Source organism: Microbacterium sp. LMI1x-1-1.1 (assembly GCF_040676205.1).
GTDB classification, from domain to species: domain Bacteria; phylum Actinomycetota; class Actinomycetes; order Actinomycetales; family Microbacteriaceae; genus Microbacterium; species Microbacterium aquilitoris.
The window spans coordinates 953,202-969,682 of sequence record NZ_JBEGHM010000001.1; the positions used below are offsets into that span (position 1 = coordinate 953,202).

Genomic DNA, 16,481 nt, shown 5'->3' on the forward strand with positions numbered 1-16,481 from the left:
CCGGTCACGGCTGGCAGACGGGGCACCAGAACACGATCCGCTCGCTCGTCGCACGCGCCCCGAGCTCCGATCCCTCGATGAGCGTGCCGCAGCGTCGGCACGGCTTGCCGCCGCGTCCGTAGACCCACGTCTGCTTCCCCGGGCGGTTGTCGCCCGTGAACGTGCGCCCCTGTCGATCCCGGTTCGCGCGGATCATCCGCACACCCGTGTCGATGAGACCCGCGACGTCGACCTCCGTCGCGAGTGCGGTGGGACGGACGCCGCGCACGAACAACAGCTCGTTCGCGTACTCGTTGCCGAACCCGGCGACGTTCCGCTGATCGAGGAGCGCCACGTGGATCGCACGCTCGTCGGCTGCGACGTTCGCCACCGCCTGCGCCGCGTCCCAGTCGGCGGAGAGCGGATCGGGCCCGAGGTGCCCGACCACGCGGTCCTCCTCGGCGGTCGGCAGGACCTCGACCATCGCGAGCTCGAAGCCGACGGCGTCCGCGGGTCTCGTGCCGACGATCGCGCGGGCCTGGAACGCGGGGGCGCGCCACTTCTGGCCCGGCCTGTAGACGTGCCAGCGGCCCTCCATCTTGAGGTGGGAGTGCAGGGTCTGCGCCCCGATGCGCATGAGCAGGTGCTTGCCGCGCGGCACGACCTCGCGCACCGTCTCACCGCGCAGGTCGACCGTGGCGCTCCGCGGCACACGCACCTCGAATCGCGTGACCTCGTGGCCCGCGAGCGCCTCGTGCAGCTTCCGCGCGGCTCGGAAGACGGTGTCGCCCTCAGGCACGCTGAGGCTCCCGTGAGCCGCGCCGCAGGGTGAGGCCCTTGGGCGACTCGACGAAACCGGCGTCGCGGAGGGCGCGGCCGGCGGCGGTCGTGTAGACGAACGCACCGCTCACCTGCTCGATCGTGAGGGTGTCGAGGCCACGGGCGCGCGAGGTCTCGACGAGGCTGCGCGCGGCGGCGACCAGGACGTCCTCGTCGTCGGTGAAGGCGAGCGCGGTGCGCCCGCCGCGCTCGAGGTAGAGCACGAGGGTGCCGTCGACCAGCACGACCAGTCCGCCGGCTTTGCGGCCGGGGCGGTGGTTCACTCCCTCGATCGACGGCCAGTTCAGCGCCGCGCCGTAGGGGTTGGCGGGATCGGTGGCGGCGAGCGTCCGCGCGGTGAGCGGTGCGGGCTCGGGCACCGACGCGAACTCGCGGAGCCGGTCGACGGTCGCCGAGGTCGCGAACTGGGCGGCCCCCAGCTTCTCGACGAAGTAGCCGCGCCGGCAGTGCCCGGCATCCTCGAATCCCGCCAGGATCCGGTACACCTGCGCGAAGCCGCCCGGGACCCCCTCGGCCTGGACCGAGCCGCGGGTGACGACGCCGTAGCGCTCGAGGAGCATGCCCGCCGTCGCGGTCGCCCGCAGGGTCGCATCGTCATCGGGGACGGGCAGCAGCGACCAGCGGCCGCCGACCATGGCCGGGCGCTGCGGTGCGGGCCGCGCGACGGCGGCGATCGGCGCCCCGCGGAACATGCGGGTGCGGGGTGTACGCCGCGTCACCCGGTGCGCTTGCGATCCGCCGGCGAGGAGCCCTCGGACGGGCGCGAACGTGTCGTTCGTGACGCGCCCCGACCAGGTCAGGTTCCAGAGCGCGTCGATGACGGACTGCTCGTTCGGCGCCTCGACCATGCCGACCAGCTGACCGGCGAAGTAAGCGCCGCCGGCGCCGAGCGCGTCGAGGAGCGACTGCTCGAACGGCGTCACCTCGTCTTCGGGGATCTGCAGCGTGAGCGTCGCGGCATCCGCGGGGTGCAGCGCGATCCAGCCGTCGCGTCCGGGCAGAGAACCGTGACCCGACCAGAGCACCTCGCCGGTCGCTGTCAGTTCGTCGAGCAGGGCGGGGGAGTAGTTCCGCACGCGCGACGGCAGGATGAGCGATTCCCACGCGCTTGCGGGGAGCGGGACACCGGCGAGCTGCTCGACCACGGCGAGCACCCCGTCGACCCCCTCGAGCGGACGCGTCAGGTGCTGCCAGACGGGCAGGAAACGCCCCAGCGCCTCGGGCTCGACGGGTTCGACGCTCCCGCGGATCGCGGCGAGCGAACGCATCCGGATGCGGCGCAGCACCTCGCTGTCGCACCATTCGAGGTCGTCCGGGTGTGCGGAGTCTGCGGGCAGGAAGAAACCGCTCGCGAGCCGGCCCTGCGCTTCGAGCCGCTGCAGTGTCTGACGGGCGACGGCGCCGCCCACGCCGAGGCGCGTCGCGACGTCGGAGGTCCGGAACGGTCCGTGCGTGCGGGCGTACCGCGCGACGAGGTCGGCGAGCGGATCGGCGACGGGTTCGAGGAAGGCCGTCGGGATGCCGACGGGCAGCGCCGCGCCGAGGGCGTCGCGCAGGCGGCCCGCATCCTCGATGCCGGCGACGCGGGGGGCGCCGCCGAACGTGACGCGGATGGCGCGGCGGGTGTCGACGAGTTCGTCGAGCAGAGCCGCGGAATCGGCTTCGGTCGCTGCCAGAGCGGGCGCGTCCGGGTCCGTCGCCGCGCCCTCGAGGCGTTCTGCAACCTCGGCGACCGAGAGCGGACCGAGCAGCCGCAGGAGGTCGGCGACACCCTCGACGCCGCGCACGCGCCTCGTCGGGTCGAGTCGCTGGAGTTCGCGTTCGTACTGTTCGATGACGCCGGGGTCGAGCAGCTCGCGCATCTCGATCTTGCCGAGCAGCTCGCTCAGCAGGGCAGGATCGACCGACAGCGCTGCCGCTCGGCGCTCGGCGAGGGGCGAGTCGCCCTCGTACATGAACGCGCCGACATATCCGAAGAGCAGGTCGCGCGCGTACGGCGACGGCGAGCTCGTCGTCGTTTCAACGAGACGGATGCGGCGGTCCGCGATGCTCCGCGCGATCCGCAGCAGGGCCGGGAGGTCGTAGACGTCCTGCAGGACCTCGCGGAGGGTCTCGAGGATGATCGGGAAGGTCGGGTGCTCCTTGGCGACCTCGAGCAGTTGCGCGGAACGCTGGCGCTGTTGCCACAGGGGCGATCGCTTGTTCGGGTTGAGGCGGGGGAGCAGGAGTGCCCGAGCCGCGCACTCACGGAACCGCGAGGCGAACAGCGCCGACCCGCCGACCTCCGAGGTGACGAGCTGTTCGAGCTCATCCGCGTCGAAGACGAACAGCTCGGCTCCGGGCGGCTCGGCATCCGTGTCGGGCACGCGGGCGATGATCCCGTCGTCGCTCGCGACCGCGGCACCCTCGACGCCGAGACGCTCGCGGATCCGCGCGTTGACGGCCAGCGCCCACGGTGCGTGCACATGCATGCCGTACGGGGAATGCAGGATGACGCGCCAGTCGCCGACTTCGTCGCGGGAGCGCTCGACGGTCAGGGTCTTGTCGGTCGGAAGGCTGCCCGTCGCCTCGCGCTGCTCGCCGATGTAGGCGAGCAGGTTGCCGATCGCGTTGTCGTCGAGGCCGGATTCCCGCAGCCGCGCGACCGCCTTCTCGGGCTTCGCCGTCGAGAGTTCGCGCGAGAACTTGCCGAGGGCCTCGCCGAGCTCCGCGGGACGGCCGAGACCGTCGCCGTGCCAGAACGGGAGCTTGCCCGGCTGACCGTAGGCGGGGAGGACGTTCACCCGGTCGTGGGTGATCTCGACGATGCGCCAACTCGTCGTGCCGAGGGTGAACACGTCACCCACGCGGGACTCGTAGACCATCTCCTCGTCGAGCTCGCCGACACGGGCGTTGCGCGCCTCGCCCGAGATGAAGACGCCGAACAGTCCCCGGTCGGGGATCGTGCCGCCGCTGGTGACCGCGATGCGCTGCGCACCCGGCCGGCCGGTGATGGTCCCGGCATCCCGATCCCAGACGACGCGGGGACGCAGTTCGGCGAAGGCATCGGACGGGTAGCGGCCGGCGAGCAGGTCGAGTGTCGCTTCATAGGCCGAGCGGGGGAGGGAGCGGAACGGGGCCGAGCGTTTGACGGTCTCGAACCAGCCCTCGACGTCGAGCACGGCCACGGCGGAGGCGGCGATCGTGTGCTGGGCGAGGATGTCGAGCGGATTCTGCGGCACCGAGATCGCCTCGATCTGCCCCGCGAGCATCCGTTCGGTCACGACGGCGGTGTGCAGGACGTCGCCGCGGTGCTTGGGGAAGAGCGCGGCGCGGCTGACCTCGCCGACCTGGTGACCGGCGCGACCGACGCGCTGCAGACCGGATGCCGCCGAGGGCGGCGCCTCGACCTGGATCACGAGGTCGACGGCGCCCATGTCGATGCCGAGCTCGAGGCTGCTCGTCGCGACGACGCAGCGGAGCGCCCCGGACTTCAGCTCGTCCTCGACCTGCGCGCGCTGCTCCTTCGACACCGAGCCGTGGTGCGCCTTCGCGAGGATCGCCTCGACCCCGGCTGAGGACCCCGCCTGCGCCATCATCGCCGCCGGCACGGTCGGATCTGGCACGTCGATGCCTACCCGCTCGGCGTAGATCTCGTTGAGCCGTCCCGTCAGACGTTCCGCGAGGCGGCGCGAGTTCGAGAAGACGATCGTGGACCGGTGGGCGAGGATGCGATCGACGATCGCCTCTTCGACGTGCGGCCAGACCGATCCGGTCATCTCCGACGACTGCGGCGGCGTGTACCAGTTGCCCCCATCCCCGTCGTCGTCCGGATCGACGGCGACCGGCTCCTCCTCCTCGGGTGCACCGGGTGGGGGCGGCGGGTTCGTGAGGTCGTCGATCGGCACGACGACGGACAGGTCGAACGCCTTCGTCGCCTTGGGCGCCACGATGTCGACCGGAGCCGCTCCGCCGAGGAACCGGGCCACCTCATCGATCGGGCGGACCGTCGCCGAGAGGCCGATGCGCTGCGCCGGGGTCTCGAGCAGCGCATCGAGGCGTTCGAGGCTCACGGCCAGGTGGGCGCCGCGCTTGGTCGCCGCGACGGCGTGGACTTCGTCGACGATGACGGTGTGGATGCCGCGGAGCGTCTCGGCTGCCTGCGAGGTCAGCATCAGATACAGCGACTCGGGCGTCGTGATGAGGATGTCCGGCGGGTCGGCGAGCAGGCGCCGACGGTCCCCGGAAGGCGTGTCGCCGGAGCGGACACCCACGGTCACATCGGGCGCGGGCATGCCGAGACGACGGGCCGACTGCCCGATGCCCACCAGCGGGGAGCGGAGGTTGCGCTCGACGTCGACGCCGAGCGCCTTGAGCGGCGAGACGTAGAGGACGCGCGTGCGGGGAGGCGCGGCATCCGCCCGCTTCTTCCTGCCTCGGGCGGGCTTCTCGTCGTCGGCCGCGGGCTTCTTGGCCACACGGTCGCGGAAGATGCGGTCGAGCGCCCAGAGGAACGCCGACAGCGTCTTGCCTGAGCCGGTCGGGGCGACCACGAGCGCGTGCTTGCCGGCGGAGATCGCCTGCCAGGCGCCGGCCTGCGCAGCCGTGGGTGCGTGGAACGCGCTGCGGAACCAGTCCTGCGTCGCAGGGCTGAACCGCTCGAGGACGTCCGCCATGGTTCCATCATCGCGCGGACCACCGACACCGGGCCGGGGCTTGCGCCCCGGCCCGGTCGTCAGACCTCCGTCATCCGACCCTCCCGGAGTTCCAGGGTGAGGTCGGCGCCGACCCGGCTGAGGAACGCATCGTCGTGACTGACGACGAGGACCGCTCCCCGGTAGGCCGACAGAGCCTCGACGAGCTGGTCGACCGTGTCGAGGTCGAGGTTGTTCGTCGGCTCGTCGAGCACCAGCAGGTGCGGCGGCGGGTCGGCGAGCAGCAGACGGGCCAGAGCCACCCGGAACCGCTCGCCGCCCGAGAGCGCCGAGACGGGCCGGTGCACCGTATCGCCGCGGATGAGGAACCGAGCAAGGCGGTTCCTCAGCTCGACGTCACCGACGCCGGGTGCCGCGGCGCGGATGTTCGCCAGCACCGCGGCATCCTCCTCGAGCCCGTCCACCCGCTGCGACAGGTAGCCGATCCGGTCGGTGTGCGCCTCGGCGCGGGCGTCCGACGGTGCCGAGTGCAGGGTGGATGCGGCATCCGACCCCGGTTTCGGCCCGCCGCCGTCAGCTGAACCTGCACTCGGCACATGAGGCGCCGCCCCGGCCGACGCGACGAGCCGTTCGAGCAGCGTCGTCTTGCCCGCGCCGTTCGGCCCGATGAGCGCCACCCGCTCCGGTCCCTGGATGATCCAGGAGCGCTCGCCGTCGCCGATCGTCGCGATGCGGCGGCCCGTGCCGACGTCCGGATCGGGCAGGTCGATGCGGACCGTTTCGTCGTCGCGCACGCGACGCCCGGCGGTGTCGACCGCGGCACGGGCGGCATCCACCTTCTCGTTCGCCTCGACGCGGAGCTTGCCCGCCGTCACCTGCGCGGAGCGTTTCATGGCGCCCAGCACGATCTTCGGTGCCGCCTTCCGCGCGGCGAGCTTCTTGCCGTGCGCATCGCGTGTGGCGATCGCCGATTCGATCTGCTGCCTGTCTCGCTTCTCCCGCTTCAGTACCTGCCGGGCCGTCGTCTCGGCCTGAGCGGCGGCGGACTGCTCGGTGTCGAGCCACGCCTTCCAGGCCGAGTACGGTCCGCCGAACACCGACAGCTCCGAGCCGTAGAGCTCGGCGGTGTCGTCGAGCTCCTCGAGCAGCGCCGTGTCGTGGCTCACCACGATGAGCGTGCCGCGCCAGGTCCGCACGAGATCGTGCACGCGGGCTCGCGCGTCGCGGTCGAGGTTGTTCGTCGGCTCGTCGAGCAGGGCGATCTCGGCCCCGCGGAGCCGGACGCCGACGAGGGCCGCCAGGACCGCCTCGCCGCCCGAGAGCTCACCGACCGCTCGGTCGAGGGCGCCTTCCGGCAGTCCGACCTCGGCGAGGGCCGCCGTGGCCCGCGCCTCGACGTCCCAGTCGTCGCCGACCGTGTCGAAGTGGCGCTCGTCGACGTCGCCGCGCTCGATCGCCCGCACGGCGCCCAGGACCTCGCCGATCCCGAGCAGGTCCGCGACGCGGCGTCCGGTGTCGAGCGTCAGCTGTTGCGGCAGCAGGTCGACCCGCCCCGCTGTGGTGATCGAGCCGGATGCCGGTGCGAGGGTCCCGGCGATCAGTTTCAGCAGCGTGGACTTGCCGGATCCGTTCCGGCCGACGAGGCCGGTGCGGCCGCCGCCGAAGGCTCCGGTGACCTCGCTGAGCAGGGCGGTGCCGTCGGGCCAGGCGAAGGTGACGCGGTCGAGGGTGACCGCGGAGGTGAGTGTGGTGGGCATGAGGCGCCTCCCTTGAGGGGTGCGCGGACGTCTGCGTCGACGGGCCGGTCCGCAGCGCTCGGTGCGGCCGGGCAGCACGATGTGCTGCGGTCGAAGGATGACGGTCCGCGCCGGTCGGTGAATAGATCACCGGGCGGACCGTCGAATCGTCCTCGGGGAGCGTCGACGGGTCAGCGCGGGATCACAGCGCGATCGCGTCGATAACCTTCAACGGCTCTTCCTCACACTCGGGACAGGACGTCGATCATCGTAGCCACGTCGGTGAGCGGATGCCAGAGGCCGACTCAGCTCTTCGGTGCGGCCAGCTGCTTTTCGAGGAACACCCGCACGTCGCCGAGCTCCTCTGCTGACACGCTGTGCGCGAGGTCGGGGTAGACGCGCCCGCTGAGGTCGACGTGCCCCGGCAGCCACTGCGCGGTGTGGTCGACGAAACGCGGCGGGATGACCTCGTCGCGCGCGCCGCGTCCCCAGAACACCGGCGGGCGCACCTCGGCCAGCTCGGCATCTCCGTCCGCGGGTTCGGGGAACGCGTAGCCGGCGAGGTTCACGGCGAATGCCGCACCCTGTGGCCGCATCCGCATCATCTGCAGCGCGATGACGCCGCCCTGCGAGAAGCCGAGAAGACCGACGGATGCCGCATCCCCCCGCACACCGTCGACCCAGTCCCAGACGGCACGGGTCGAGCCGACGACCTCGTCGTGGTCGCGGCTCTCGACGCCGTCGATCGTGAACCACGAGTACCCGGGCATCGGGAAGCGGGGGGCGAGCGGCGCGCGCACGGCGGCGACCACGAACTCCCCGGGCAGGTGCGGCGTGAGGCCGAAGAGGTCCGCCTCGTTCGACCCGTAGCCGTGCAGAAGCACCAGCAGCGGCCGATCGCCGCGCTCCTCGGCAGGCGCGGACCACAGGACGGCGTCGGGATCGAGCGGGGAGGCGGCCACCATGTGTCCATCCTGCCCCAGGCCCCTGACACGGGTGACACGTCCGACACGGGGCGCCGCGGCATCCGCTCGGGTATACATGGAGGCATGGCCGTCCGCACTCCCGACCCCGACCCGAACGAGCGTGACGACGAGGGAAGCGGGAGCGATCCGCTTCGCGGGCTCGGGTCGTCGATGGGCCGTCCGGGTTCCGCGGGCAACCCCGCGTGGCTGAGCGACGTCGAGCTCGCCGAGGCGCGACGCCGGCTGCCGATGCTCTACGTCGAGGCCGTCCCGGTGCGTCTGGACGGTATGGGCGCGGTGACCGAGGTCGGCATCCTGCTGCGGGCGACGCCGATGGGCGAGATCTCCCGCACCATCGTGTCGGGCCGCGTCCGCTACGGCGAGACCGTGCGCGACGCGCTGTTCCGCCACCTCGAGAACGACCTCGGACCGATGGCGTTCCCGATGCTGCCGCCGCAGCCCGCGCCGTTCACCGTCGCGGAGTACTTCCCGATCCCCGGTGTCAGCGCCTTCCACGACGACCGGCAGCACGCCGTCTCGCTCGCGTTCGTCGTGCCCGTGACCGGAACGTGCGAGCCGCGTCAGGACGCGCTTGAGGTCACCTGGATGTCGCCCGAGGAGGCCTCGTCCGACGCGCTCGCGGCCGAGATGGAGGGCGGCCGCTCGACGCTCGTACGGCAGGCCCTCGCCTCGGTTGGCGCCCTGCGCTGACCCGCGCTTGCCGCGACCTCAGCCGCGGGTCAGGCGCGACAGCGCTGCGACGAAGGCGTCGACGTCGGACTCCGTCGTGTCGAACGAGCACATCCAGCGGACCTCGTTCTTCGAGGCATCCCAGTCGTAGAAGCGGAACGACTCACGGAGCTTCTCGGCGACGCCGTCGGGAAGGATCGCGAAGACGCCGTTCGCCTGCGTCGGCTGGCTGAAGCGCACGCCGTCGATCGATCCGTCGGCCAGCCCCGCCTCGACGGCGGCGCGCAGTCGCGCCGCCATGGCATTGGCGTGGCGGGCGTTCCGCAGGTACAGGTCGCCTTCGTACAGCGCGATCAGCTGGGCCGAGACGAAGCGCATCTTCGACGAGAGCTGCATGTTGAGCTTGCGCAGGTAGGGGAGACCCTGGGATGCCGCCGGGTCGAGCACGACGATCGCTTCGGCCGCGAGCGCGCCGTTCTTCGTGCCGCCGGCGCTGACGAGGTCGACACCGGCATCCTTCGTGAAGGCGCGGATCGGCAGGTCGAGCGCCGCAGCGGCGTTCGACAGTCGTGCGCCGTCGAGGTGCAGACGCATGCCGCGCGAGTGGGCGTGGTCGGCGAGGGCGCGGATCTCGTCGGGCGTGTAGAGGGTGCCGAGCTCGGTGGACTGCGTGATCGAGACGACGAGCGGCTGCGCACGGTGCTCATCGCCCCAGCCCCAGGCCTCCATGTCGACGAGCTCGGGGGTCAGCTTGCCGTCGTCGGTCGGGACGTTCAGGATCTTGATGCCGGCGACCTTCTCGGGAGCGCCGCCCTCGTCGACGTTGATGTGGGCGGTGGATGCCGCGACCACAGCGCCCCAGCGGGGGAGCATCGACTGCAGTCCCGTCACGTTCGCGCCGGTGCCGTTGAAGACGGGGAACGCCTGCGACCCCTCGCCGAAGTGGTGCGCGAAGACCTCCTGCAGACGCGCGGTGTACACGTCCTCGCCGTAGGCGATCTGATGGCCGTCGTTGGCGGCGGCGATGGCCGCGAGAACCTCGGGGTGGACCCCCGAGTAGTTGTCGCTGGCGAAGGAGCGGATCATCGGGTCGTGGAGCGTCGTCACCTCTTAAGCCTAGGTCGCGCGGAGGTGCTCTTCCCCGTGTCCGACCCCGGCGATACCCTCACCGCATGAGTGAAGCGACGCCGTCGCCGCGCACCGTCCCTCCGGGCGGGATGCGCACGTTCCTGCACGTCCTGGTGAACACGGCCGTCGCGAACGTCACGACGAGCTTCCTGTGGTTCGCGCTCACCTTCTGGGTGTACCTCGAGACCGAGTCGGTGCTCGCCACGGGCATCATCGGCGGCGCCTACATGCTGCTGCTGGCGATCTTCGGCATGGTCTTCGGCACGCTCGTCGACCGCTTCCGCAAGCACGCCGTCATGGTCTTCTCGGGGGTGTTCACCCTCGTCGCGTTCCTCGCGGCCGGCGCGATCTACGTGTCGCAGCCCGAGTCGGCGATCCTCGACCTCCGCGGACCGTGGTTCTGGCTGTTCTCGGGCATCATCCTGGCCGGCGCCGTCGTCGAGAATCTGCGCAACATCGCCCTGTCGACGACGGTGACCCTGCTCGTCCCGACCGAGCGCCACGCGAATGCCAACGGCCTCGTGGGGACCGTGCAGGGCATCGCCTTCATCGTGACGAGCGCGCTGTCGGGCCTCGCGATCGGACTGGTGGGCATGGGGTGGACACTCGCCGTCGCGATTGCCTTCACCGCGGTGCCACTCATCCACCTGCTGTTCGTGCGCATCCCCGAGGACGCACCGACTCCCGATCCCGGGTCGAAGATCCTCGACATCCGCGGCGCGGCCGCCGCGATCCGCGCCGTTCCGGGACTCTTCGCACTGATCCTCTTCTCGACGTTCAACAACCTCATCGGCGGCCTCTACATGGCGCTGATGGATCCCTACGGGCTCGAGCTCTTCGATGTGAAGATCTGGGGTGTCGTCCTCGCGGTCACGGCGACCGGCTTCCTCATCGGCGGTGGCATCGTCGCCGCGAAGGGGCTCGGCAAGAACCCCATCCGCACGCTCCTGCTCGCCGTGGCGGTGATGGGTCTACTCGGTGCGGTCTTCACGCTGCGCGAATGGTGGTGGCTCTATGCGGTCGGCATCTGGGCCTACATGACCCTCGTGCCCGTGATCGAGTCCGCCGAACAGACGGTCATCCAGAAGGTCGTCCCCTTCGAGCGCCAGGGCCGCGTCTTCGGCGCGGCGACCGCGCTGGAGGTCTCGACCGGCCCGATCACGTCGTTCGCGATCGCCCCGATCGCGGAGTTCTGGATCCTCCCGTACTTCCGCACCGACGAGGGTGAGCGGGCGTGGTCCTGGCTCCTCGGCGAGGGCGAGATGCGGGGCATCGCGCTCATCTTCCTCGTGGGCGGACTCATCATGGTCGCCGCCTCGCTCGCCGCGTTCCTCACCCGGTCGTACCGGACGCTCTCGGCCGAGTACCGCGAGGCACCCGAGACGGCCGAAGCGGATGCGGCGCCCCCGGCGCCCGGCATCCCGTCGTCCTCGCGCGAAGCGGCGGGAGGCGTCGCGGGCGACTGACGGCGCCGGAACCGGCTTCGGCGCCCGAGCCCCCCAGAGAGCCCAGGCGCCGAAGTGGCGTTCCGACGTCAGGCGTCGGTGGCGCGGATGCCGGCGACGCCGGCGATGACGGGGCGCATCTTCTTCTCGAGCGCCTCGAAGAACATCGACAGCGGGAACTCGTCGTCGAGGACCGCGTCGGTGTACCCCTTCGGCGGGCCGGCGAGGATCTCGTCGGACAGTCCGCGGGCCCACTGCGACGCGGGGTGGGGCGTGACGGTCTGACGGACCAGGTCGTAGGCGGCGAGCCAGTGCGCGACCTTGGGGCGGTCGATCGACTCCCAGTAGAGCCGGTCGATCGCGTCGCTCAGGGCGATGACGGCGTCGGCGACGCGGTCCCACTCGAACGCGAGCGATGTGTCGGTCCAGTGCAGGACGCCGCGCTGGTGCAGCCAGGCGAACAGCAGCTGCCCGCCCAGGCCGTCGTAGTTGCGGACCCGGGTGCCGGTGATCGCGAAGCGGAAAATGCGGTCGAACAGCACGGCGTACTGCACGAGGCCGGCGTGCTCGAGCATCTCGCCCTCGGCATCCGTCAGCTGTGCCTTCGCCGACAGGTCCTTCTCGATCGCCACGCACTCGCGGAAGGCGGTCAGGTCGCAGCGGAGCTCTTCGAGCGAGTACAGGAAGAACGGCATCCGCTGCTTGATCATGAACGGATCGAACGGCAGGTCACCGCGCATGTGGGTGCGGTCGTGGATGAGGTCCCACATGACGAACGTCTTCTCGGCCAGACGCTGGTCGTCGAGCAGGCGAGCGGCCGCCTCGGGCAGGTCGAGACGGGTGATCTCGGATGCCGCGCGCACAACGCGCCGGTAGCGTGCGGCCTCGCGGTCCTGGAAGATCGCGCCCCACGTGAAGGTCGGGACTTCGCGCATGGCGACCGTCTCGGGGAAGAGGACAGCCGAGTTCGTGTCGTACCCGGGCGTGAAGTCCAGCAGGCGGAAGGAGACGAACAGACGGTTCGTGTAGGTCTGCTCGAGTTCGGCGATGAACTCCGGCCAGATCGTCTCGACGAGGACGGCCTCGACCTTGCGGTCGCGGGTGCCGTTCTGCGTGTACATCGGGAACACGACGAGGTGTCGGAGGCCGTCGATGCGGTTCTCCTGCGGCTGGAACGCCATGAGCGAATCGAGGAAGTCCGGGACGCCGAAGCCCTCCGAGACCCAGCGGTCGAAGTCCGCGACGCTCGCCTCGAGATAGGCGGCATCGTGCGGGAAGGCGGAGGAGAGGGCGCGGATGCCGGCCGTGATCGCCTCGACGTGCGCGCGGGCGGCGTCGTGGTCGGCGGCGTCGGGCACCGACCCGTCGGTGATCTGCAGACCCTGGAGGGCGGTCGCGGCATCCCGCAGCATCGCCCAGGCGGCGGAGGTCTCGGCCCGGCGGGCGTCCTCGACGACCTCGGGCATTCCGATGATCGTCGACGCGGTGGTGACGGTGCTCATGGTGGACCTCCTATCGGTTCCTCACGGCTTCCTCGCGCCATGGCGGGAAGAATTCCTGTTTTTCCAGCCTAAGGCCGTAAGGATCGCGTGTGCAAGGCGGCTGCGGTACCGCTGCGGTACCGTCGAGGCGTGCCCGCAGACGAGACAGACCCCGCCGATTCCGCGATCATCGCCGCACTGTCGGGCAACGCCCGCGCGACGCTCGCGGAACTCTCCGCCGTCGCGGGGCTGTCGGTGTCTGCCACGCAGGCGCGCGTCCGCCGGCTCGAGGCCCGCGGCCTGATCTCCGGCTACCGCGCCGTCATCGACCCCGAGGTGGCCGGCAAGCCGCTCGCCGCCTTCGTCGAGATCACGCCGCTCGATCCCGCTCAGCCCGACAACGCGCCCGAGCTCATCGCGCACCTCGACGAGATCGAGGCGTGCCACTCGATCGCGGGCGACGCGGCCTACATGCTGTTCGTGCGCGTCGCGACGCCGCGTGACCTCGAGAGGTTGATCCGCGACATCCGCGCCGCAGCCTCGGTGAACACCCGCACGACCGTCGTCCTGCAGACCTTCTTCGAGCACCGCCCGATTTCGCCCGTCTGAGCGCCGCACCCGGGGGACGTGACAGCCCGAGGTATGTGTCAAGGGGAGGCGGTCGCGTCTCGCCCTGCATAGCGTGGGAGGCATGACCGACACCCCCATCGGCGGCGAGGTCCTCGTCGTCGCGAACAGCCGCTCCGGCGCCTCGCTCGGCCGTCCCGACCGCGTCCCCGACGTCCGCAGGCGGATGCCGGGTGCGACCGTGCGCGAACTCGGCGAGAGCGAGACCCTCGACGACGTCGTGGCCGACGCGATGGCCGGCGAGAACCCGCCGAGCGTGCTGGCGATCCTCGGCGGTGACGGTTCGGTCTCTCGGGCGGCGCACCTCGCGCGCCGCCACGACCTGACCCTCCTCGTCCTCCCGAACGGCACCTTCAACCACTTCGCGCGGTCGGTCGGCATCCCCGACGTCGACGCCGGGCTCGACGCCTACGCCGCGGCGAACGTCCGACCCGTCGCCGTCGCCGAGGCCTCGGTGGACGACGGAGAACCGATCACGGTGCTGAACGCCGTCTCGCTCGGGGCGTACCCCGAGTTCCTGGCCGAGCGCGAACGCCGCACCAGCCTCGGCAAGTGGTGGGGCGGTGCCGTCGCCGCCTGGCGCGAGATGCACGGCGCCCACGCGGTCGACGTCGTGCGAGGCGGCCGACGCGCCTCGGTCTGGTCGGTGTTCGCCGGCGTCGGCCCCAACGACCCCGACCGCATCGCCACGATGCAGCGCGCCACGCTCGACGAGCCGGTCATCGACGTCCGCGTGCACCACGCCCGCGGCACGCGCGCCCGCGCCATCGCCTCGCTCGCGTTCGGCGAGAAGACCGTCGCGGTCCTCCGTGCGCTCCGGGTGATGCCCCCGGCATCCGACATCGAACGGATCCTCGACGAGGACTTCGAGATCGAGGTCCGCGCAGGCAGCGCCCCTGACATCTGGGTGCACGACGGCGAGCTCGAAGAGGTCGGGGAGGACGGCTTCCGTCTGCGGGTGCGCGCCGTCGGCGACGGTCTCCGGGTCTACCTGCCCGCCCGGTAGGGCCGGATACATCGCGAGACGGATGCCCCGTCCCACCCCGACCGCGTAGCGTTCAAGGGTGTTCCGCCCGCTCCGCCCCTACCAGGCTGCTGTCGACGCGGCCGTCGCGGTGCTGTTCGCGCTGGTGTCCCTGCCCTATGAGCTGAACACATCGACCAGTTCGTCCTACGACATCGGCCCGGTGTCGGCGATCCCGGTCGTGCTGCTCATGGCCGGCGCGCTCGGACTCCGCCGCTACTCGCCCGGCCTCGCCCTGGGTGTCGCCTGGCTCGGGGCCATCGTGCAGATGGGCTTCGGTCGCGGTCCCGGGTTCGCCGACATCGCGATTTTCGCCGTCCTCTTCGCCACCGCGGCCTACGGGTCTCGGCTCGTGTTCTGGCTCGGTTTCACCTCGGTCATCGTCGGCTCCGGCACCATCACGATCTACCTCTTTCGGTGGGCGTTCGTCGGGAGCGGTGCGCTCTCCGACGTCCCGACGCTGATCTTCGTCCTGCTCGCGGCACTGTTCGCACTGGGGCTCTCGTGGACGGCCGGCGCGCTCGTCCGCACTGCGATGCGCGCCCGCGCCAACCGTGCCGCGCAGTCACGCGCCGAGGAGCAGACGGTCGCCGAGCAGGAGCGCACGCGCATCGCCCGCGACATGCACGACATCGTCGCCCACTCGCTCGCGGTCATCATCGCGCAGTCGGACGGCGCGCGGTACGCCGCGGCATCCGATCCCGAGGCCCAGGCCGCGGCGCTCGGCACGATCTCGTCGACGGCGCGCTCAGCCCTCTCGGACGTGCGCCTGCTCCTCACGCAGCTCCGCCATTCCCAGGCGGAGGGTCCGCAGCCGACGCTCGCCGATCTCGAACAGCTCTACGCCCAGGTGCGAGCGGCAGGCGTCGAGCTGCGCGTGGACGTCGACCCCGCGCCGCGCGGCGAGGTCGCGGCATCCGTGCAGCTGTCGGTCTACCGCATCCTGCAGGAGGCGCTCACGAACGCCCTCCGCCACGGCACCCCCACCGGTGTGGACGTCTCGCTGGCGTGGCACCCCGACCGGGTCGAGCTGCGCGTCCGCAACGACGTCGCCCCCGTCCCCGACGGAGCGGAACGCCGCACCGGCGGCCACGGCCTGATCGGCATGCGCGAGCGCGCGCAGCTGATCGGCGGTCGATTGGATGCCGCGGCCGCAGACGGCGTCTTCACCGTCGAGGCGTCCCTGCCGACCGGAGCCGCGTCCGAGAACCCCGACCCCCTCGAGAGGAGCGCTCGGTGAGCGTCATCCGCGTCGTCCTCGTCGACGATCAGTCCCTGTTCCGCGCCGGCATCCGCATGGTCGTCGCCTCGCAACCCGACCTCGAGGTCGTGGGGGAGGCCTCCGACGGTGCGCAGGCGATCGAAGTCGTCCGCCAGACGCGCCCCGACGTCGTCCTCATGGACATCCGGATGCCGGTGATGGACGGGCTCGCCGCGACCGAGGCCCTGCTCGCCGATGCCGATCCGCCCAAGGTGGTCATGCTGACGACGTTCGACCTCGACGAGGCCGCAGCCCGCGCCATCCAGCGCGGAGCGAGCGGGTTCCTCCTGAAGGACGCCGATCCCGAGTTCCTGCTCGCCGCCATCCGCACGGTGCACGCGGGCTCGTCGGTCATCGCGGCTGCCGCGACCCGCGAGCTCTTCGCGCAGCTGAACGAACCCGTCCGCGCCGTCCCGGCGACGTTCGGCGAGCTCACCGACCGCGAGCGCGAGATCTTCGCGCTCGCGGCCCGCGGGCTCTCGAACGCCGAGATCGCCGCGCGGGAGTTCCTCTCGGAGGCGACCGTGAAGACCCACGTCTCGCGCATCCTCGCGAAGCTGTCGCTCCGCGACCGCGTGCAGCTGGTGGTCTTCGCCTTCGAGCACGGCCTCGCCTGATCGGCGCACGCGCCGTCATCCTTCCGATGTAGACGGTCGCGACGAGCGGCCGAC

At 71.4% G+C, this 16,481-nt stretch carries 12 protein-coding genes; 6 read left to right on the forward strand and 6 right to left on the reverse strand.

Translation table 11 applies throughout. The annotated features are described in order from the left end of the window. Positions 1–4 precede the first annotated feature (4 nt). From MRBLMI1x_RS04630 to MRBLMI1x_RS04645, 4 genes are all read right to left on the reverse strand, one after another. Entirely contained in the window at positions 5–778 is a 774-nt protein-coding gene (locus MRBLMI1x_RS04630; RefSeq protein WP_116228053.1) for a DNA-formamidopyrimidine glycosylase family protein, read from the reverse strand. Further along, positions 771–5,474, reverse strand: a complete 4,704-nt coding sequence (locus MRBLMI1x_RS04635) for an ATP-dependent helicase (protein ID WP_363456587.1) — start codon at positions 5,472–5,474, stop codon at positions 771–773. Before MRBLMI1x_RS04635 ends, MRBLMI1x_RS04630 begins: the two co-directional genes overlap by 8 nt. A gap of 59 nt (positions 5,475–5,533) precedes the next feature. Further along, entirely contained in the window at positions 5,534–7,210 is a 1,677-nt protein-coding gene (locus MRBLMI1x_RS04640; protein WP_363456590.1) for an ABC-F family ATP-binding cassette domain-containing protein, read from the reverse strand. 284 nt (positions 7,211–7,494) lie between these two features. Further along, positions 7,495–8,154: an alpha/beta hydrolase gene (locus MRBLMI1x_RS04645; RefSeq protein ID WP_336125852.1), complete on the reverse strand. Its 660-nt coding sequence runs from the start codon at positions 8,152–8,154 to the stop codon at positions 7,495–7,497. An 84-nt stretch (positions 8,155–8,238) separates the two neighbouring features. Here MRBLMI1x_RS04645 and MRBLMI1x_RS04650 point away from each other — a divergent pair, with 84 nt between their 5' ends. Beyond that, a complete protein-coding gene (locus tag MRBLMI1x_RS04650) occupies positions 8,239–8,865 on the forward strand; it encodes an NUDIX hydrolase family protein (RefSeq protein WP_020097890.1) in 627 nt (208 codons plus the stop codon). 18 nt (positions 8,866–8,883) lie between these two features. On the opposite strand, the gene MRBLMI1x_RS04655 is transcribed toward MRBLMI1x_RS04650, so the two are convergent. Beyond that, positions 8,884–9,951, reverse strand: a complete 1,068-nt coding sequence (locus MRBLMI1x_RS04655) for a threonine aldolase family protein (protein ID WP_020097891.1) — start codon at positions 9,949–9,951, stop codon at positions 8,884–8,886. Between the two features lie 65 nt (positions 9,952–10,016). Here MRBLMI1x_RS04655 and MRBLMI1x_RS04660 point away from each other — a divergent pair, with 65 nt between their 5' ends. Next, positions 10,017–11,438 carry an MFS transporter gene (locus tag MRBLMI1x_RS04660; RefSeq protein WP_363456595.1) on the forward strand — a complete coding sequence of 474 codons (1,422 nt, stop codon included), beginning with the start codon at positions 10,017–10,019 and terminating at the stop codon, positions 11,436–11,438. A gap of 68 nt (positions 11,439–11,506) precedes the next feature. Here the strand turns inward: MRBLMI1x_RS04660 and MRBLMI1x_RS04665 are convergent, their stop codons facing one another. After that, the gene (locus tag MRBLMI1x_RS04665; protein WP_363456598.1) at positions 11,507–12,919 is read right to left on the reverse strand and encodes a DUF6421 family protein; all 1,413 of its coding nucleotides are present in this window, start codon (positions 12,917–12,919) and stop codon (positions 11,507–11,509) included. A gap of 129 nt (positions 12,920–13,048) precedes the next feature. Here MRBLMI1x_RS04665 and MRBLMI1x_RS04670 point away from each other — a divergent pair, with 129 nt between their 5' ends. The 4 genes from MRBLMI1x_RS04670 to MRBLMI1x_RS04685 all read left to right on the forward strand — a co-directional run bounded on the left by MRBLMI1x_RS04670 (position 13,049) and on the right by MRBLMI1x_RS04685 (position 16,427). After that, on the forward strand, positions 13,049–13,507 hold the full coding sequence (locus tag MRBLMI1x_RS04670; RefSeq protein ID WP_018185616.1) for an Lrp/AsnC family transcriptional regulator: 459 nt from the start codon (positions 13,049–13,051) through the stop codon (positions 13,505–13,507). Between the two features lie 82 nt (positions 13,508–13,589). Further along, on the forward strand, positions 13,590–14,531 hold the full coding sequence (locus MRBLMI1x_RS04675) for a diacylglycerol/lipid kinase family protein (RefSeq protein ID WP_116228059.1): 942 nt from the start codon (positions 13,590–13,592) through the stop codon (positions 14,529–14,531). Between the two features lie 58 nt (positions 14,532–14,589). After that, the gene (locus MRBLMI1x_RS04680; protein ID WP_363456603.1) at positions 14,590–15,789 is read left to right on the forward strand and encodes a sensor histidine kinase; all 1,200 of its coding nucleotides are present in this window, start codon (positions 14,590–14,592) and stop codon (positions 15,787–15,789) included. Beyond that, positions 15,786–16,427, forward strand: coding sequence for a response regulator (locus MRBLMI1x_RS04685; RefSeq protein WP_018185613.1), 642 nt, complete (start codon positions 15,786–15,788; stop codon positions 16,425–16,427). Before MRBLMI1x_RS04680 ends, MRBLMI1x_RS04685 begins: the two co-directional genes overlap by 4 nt. Positions 16,428–16,481: the final 54 nt, after the last annotated feature.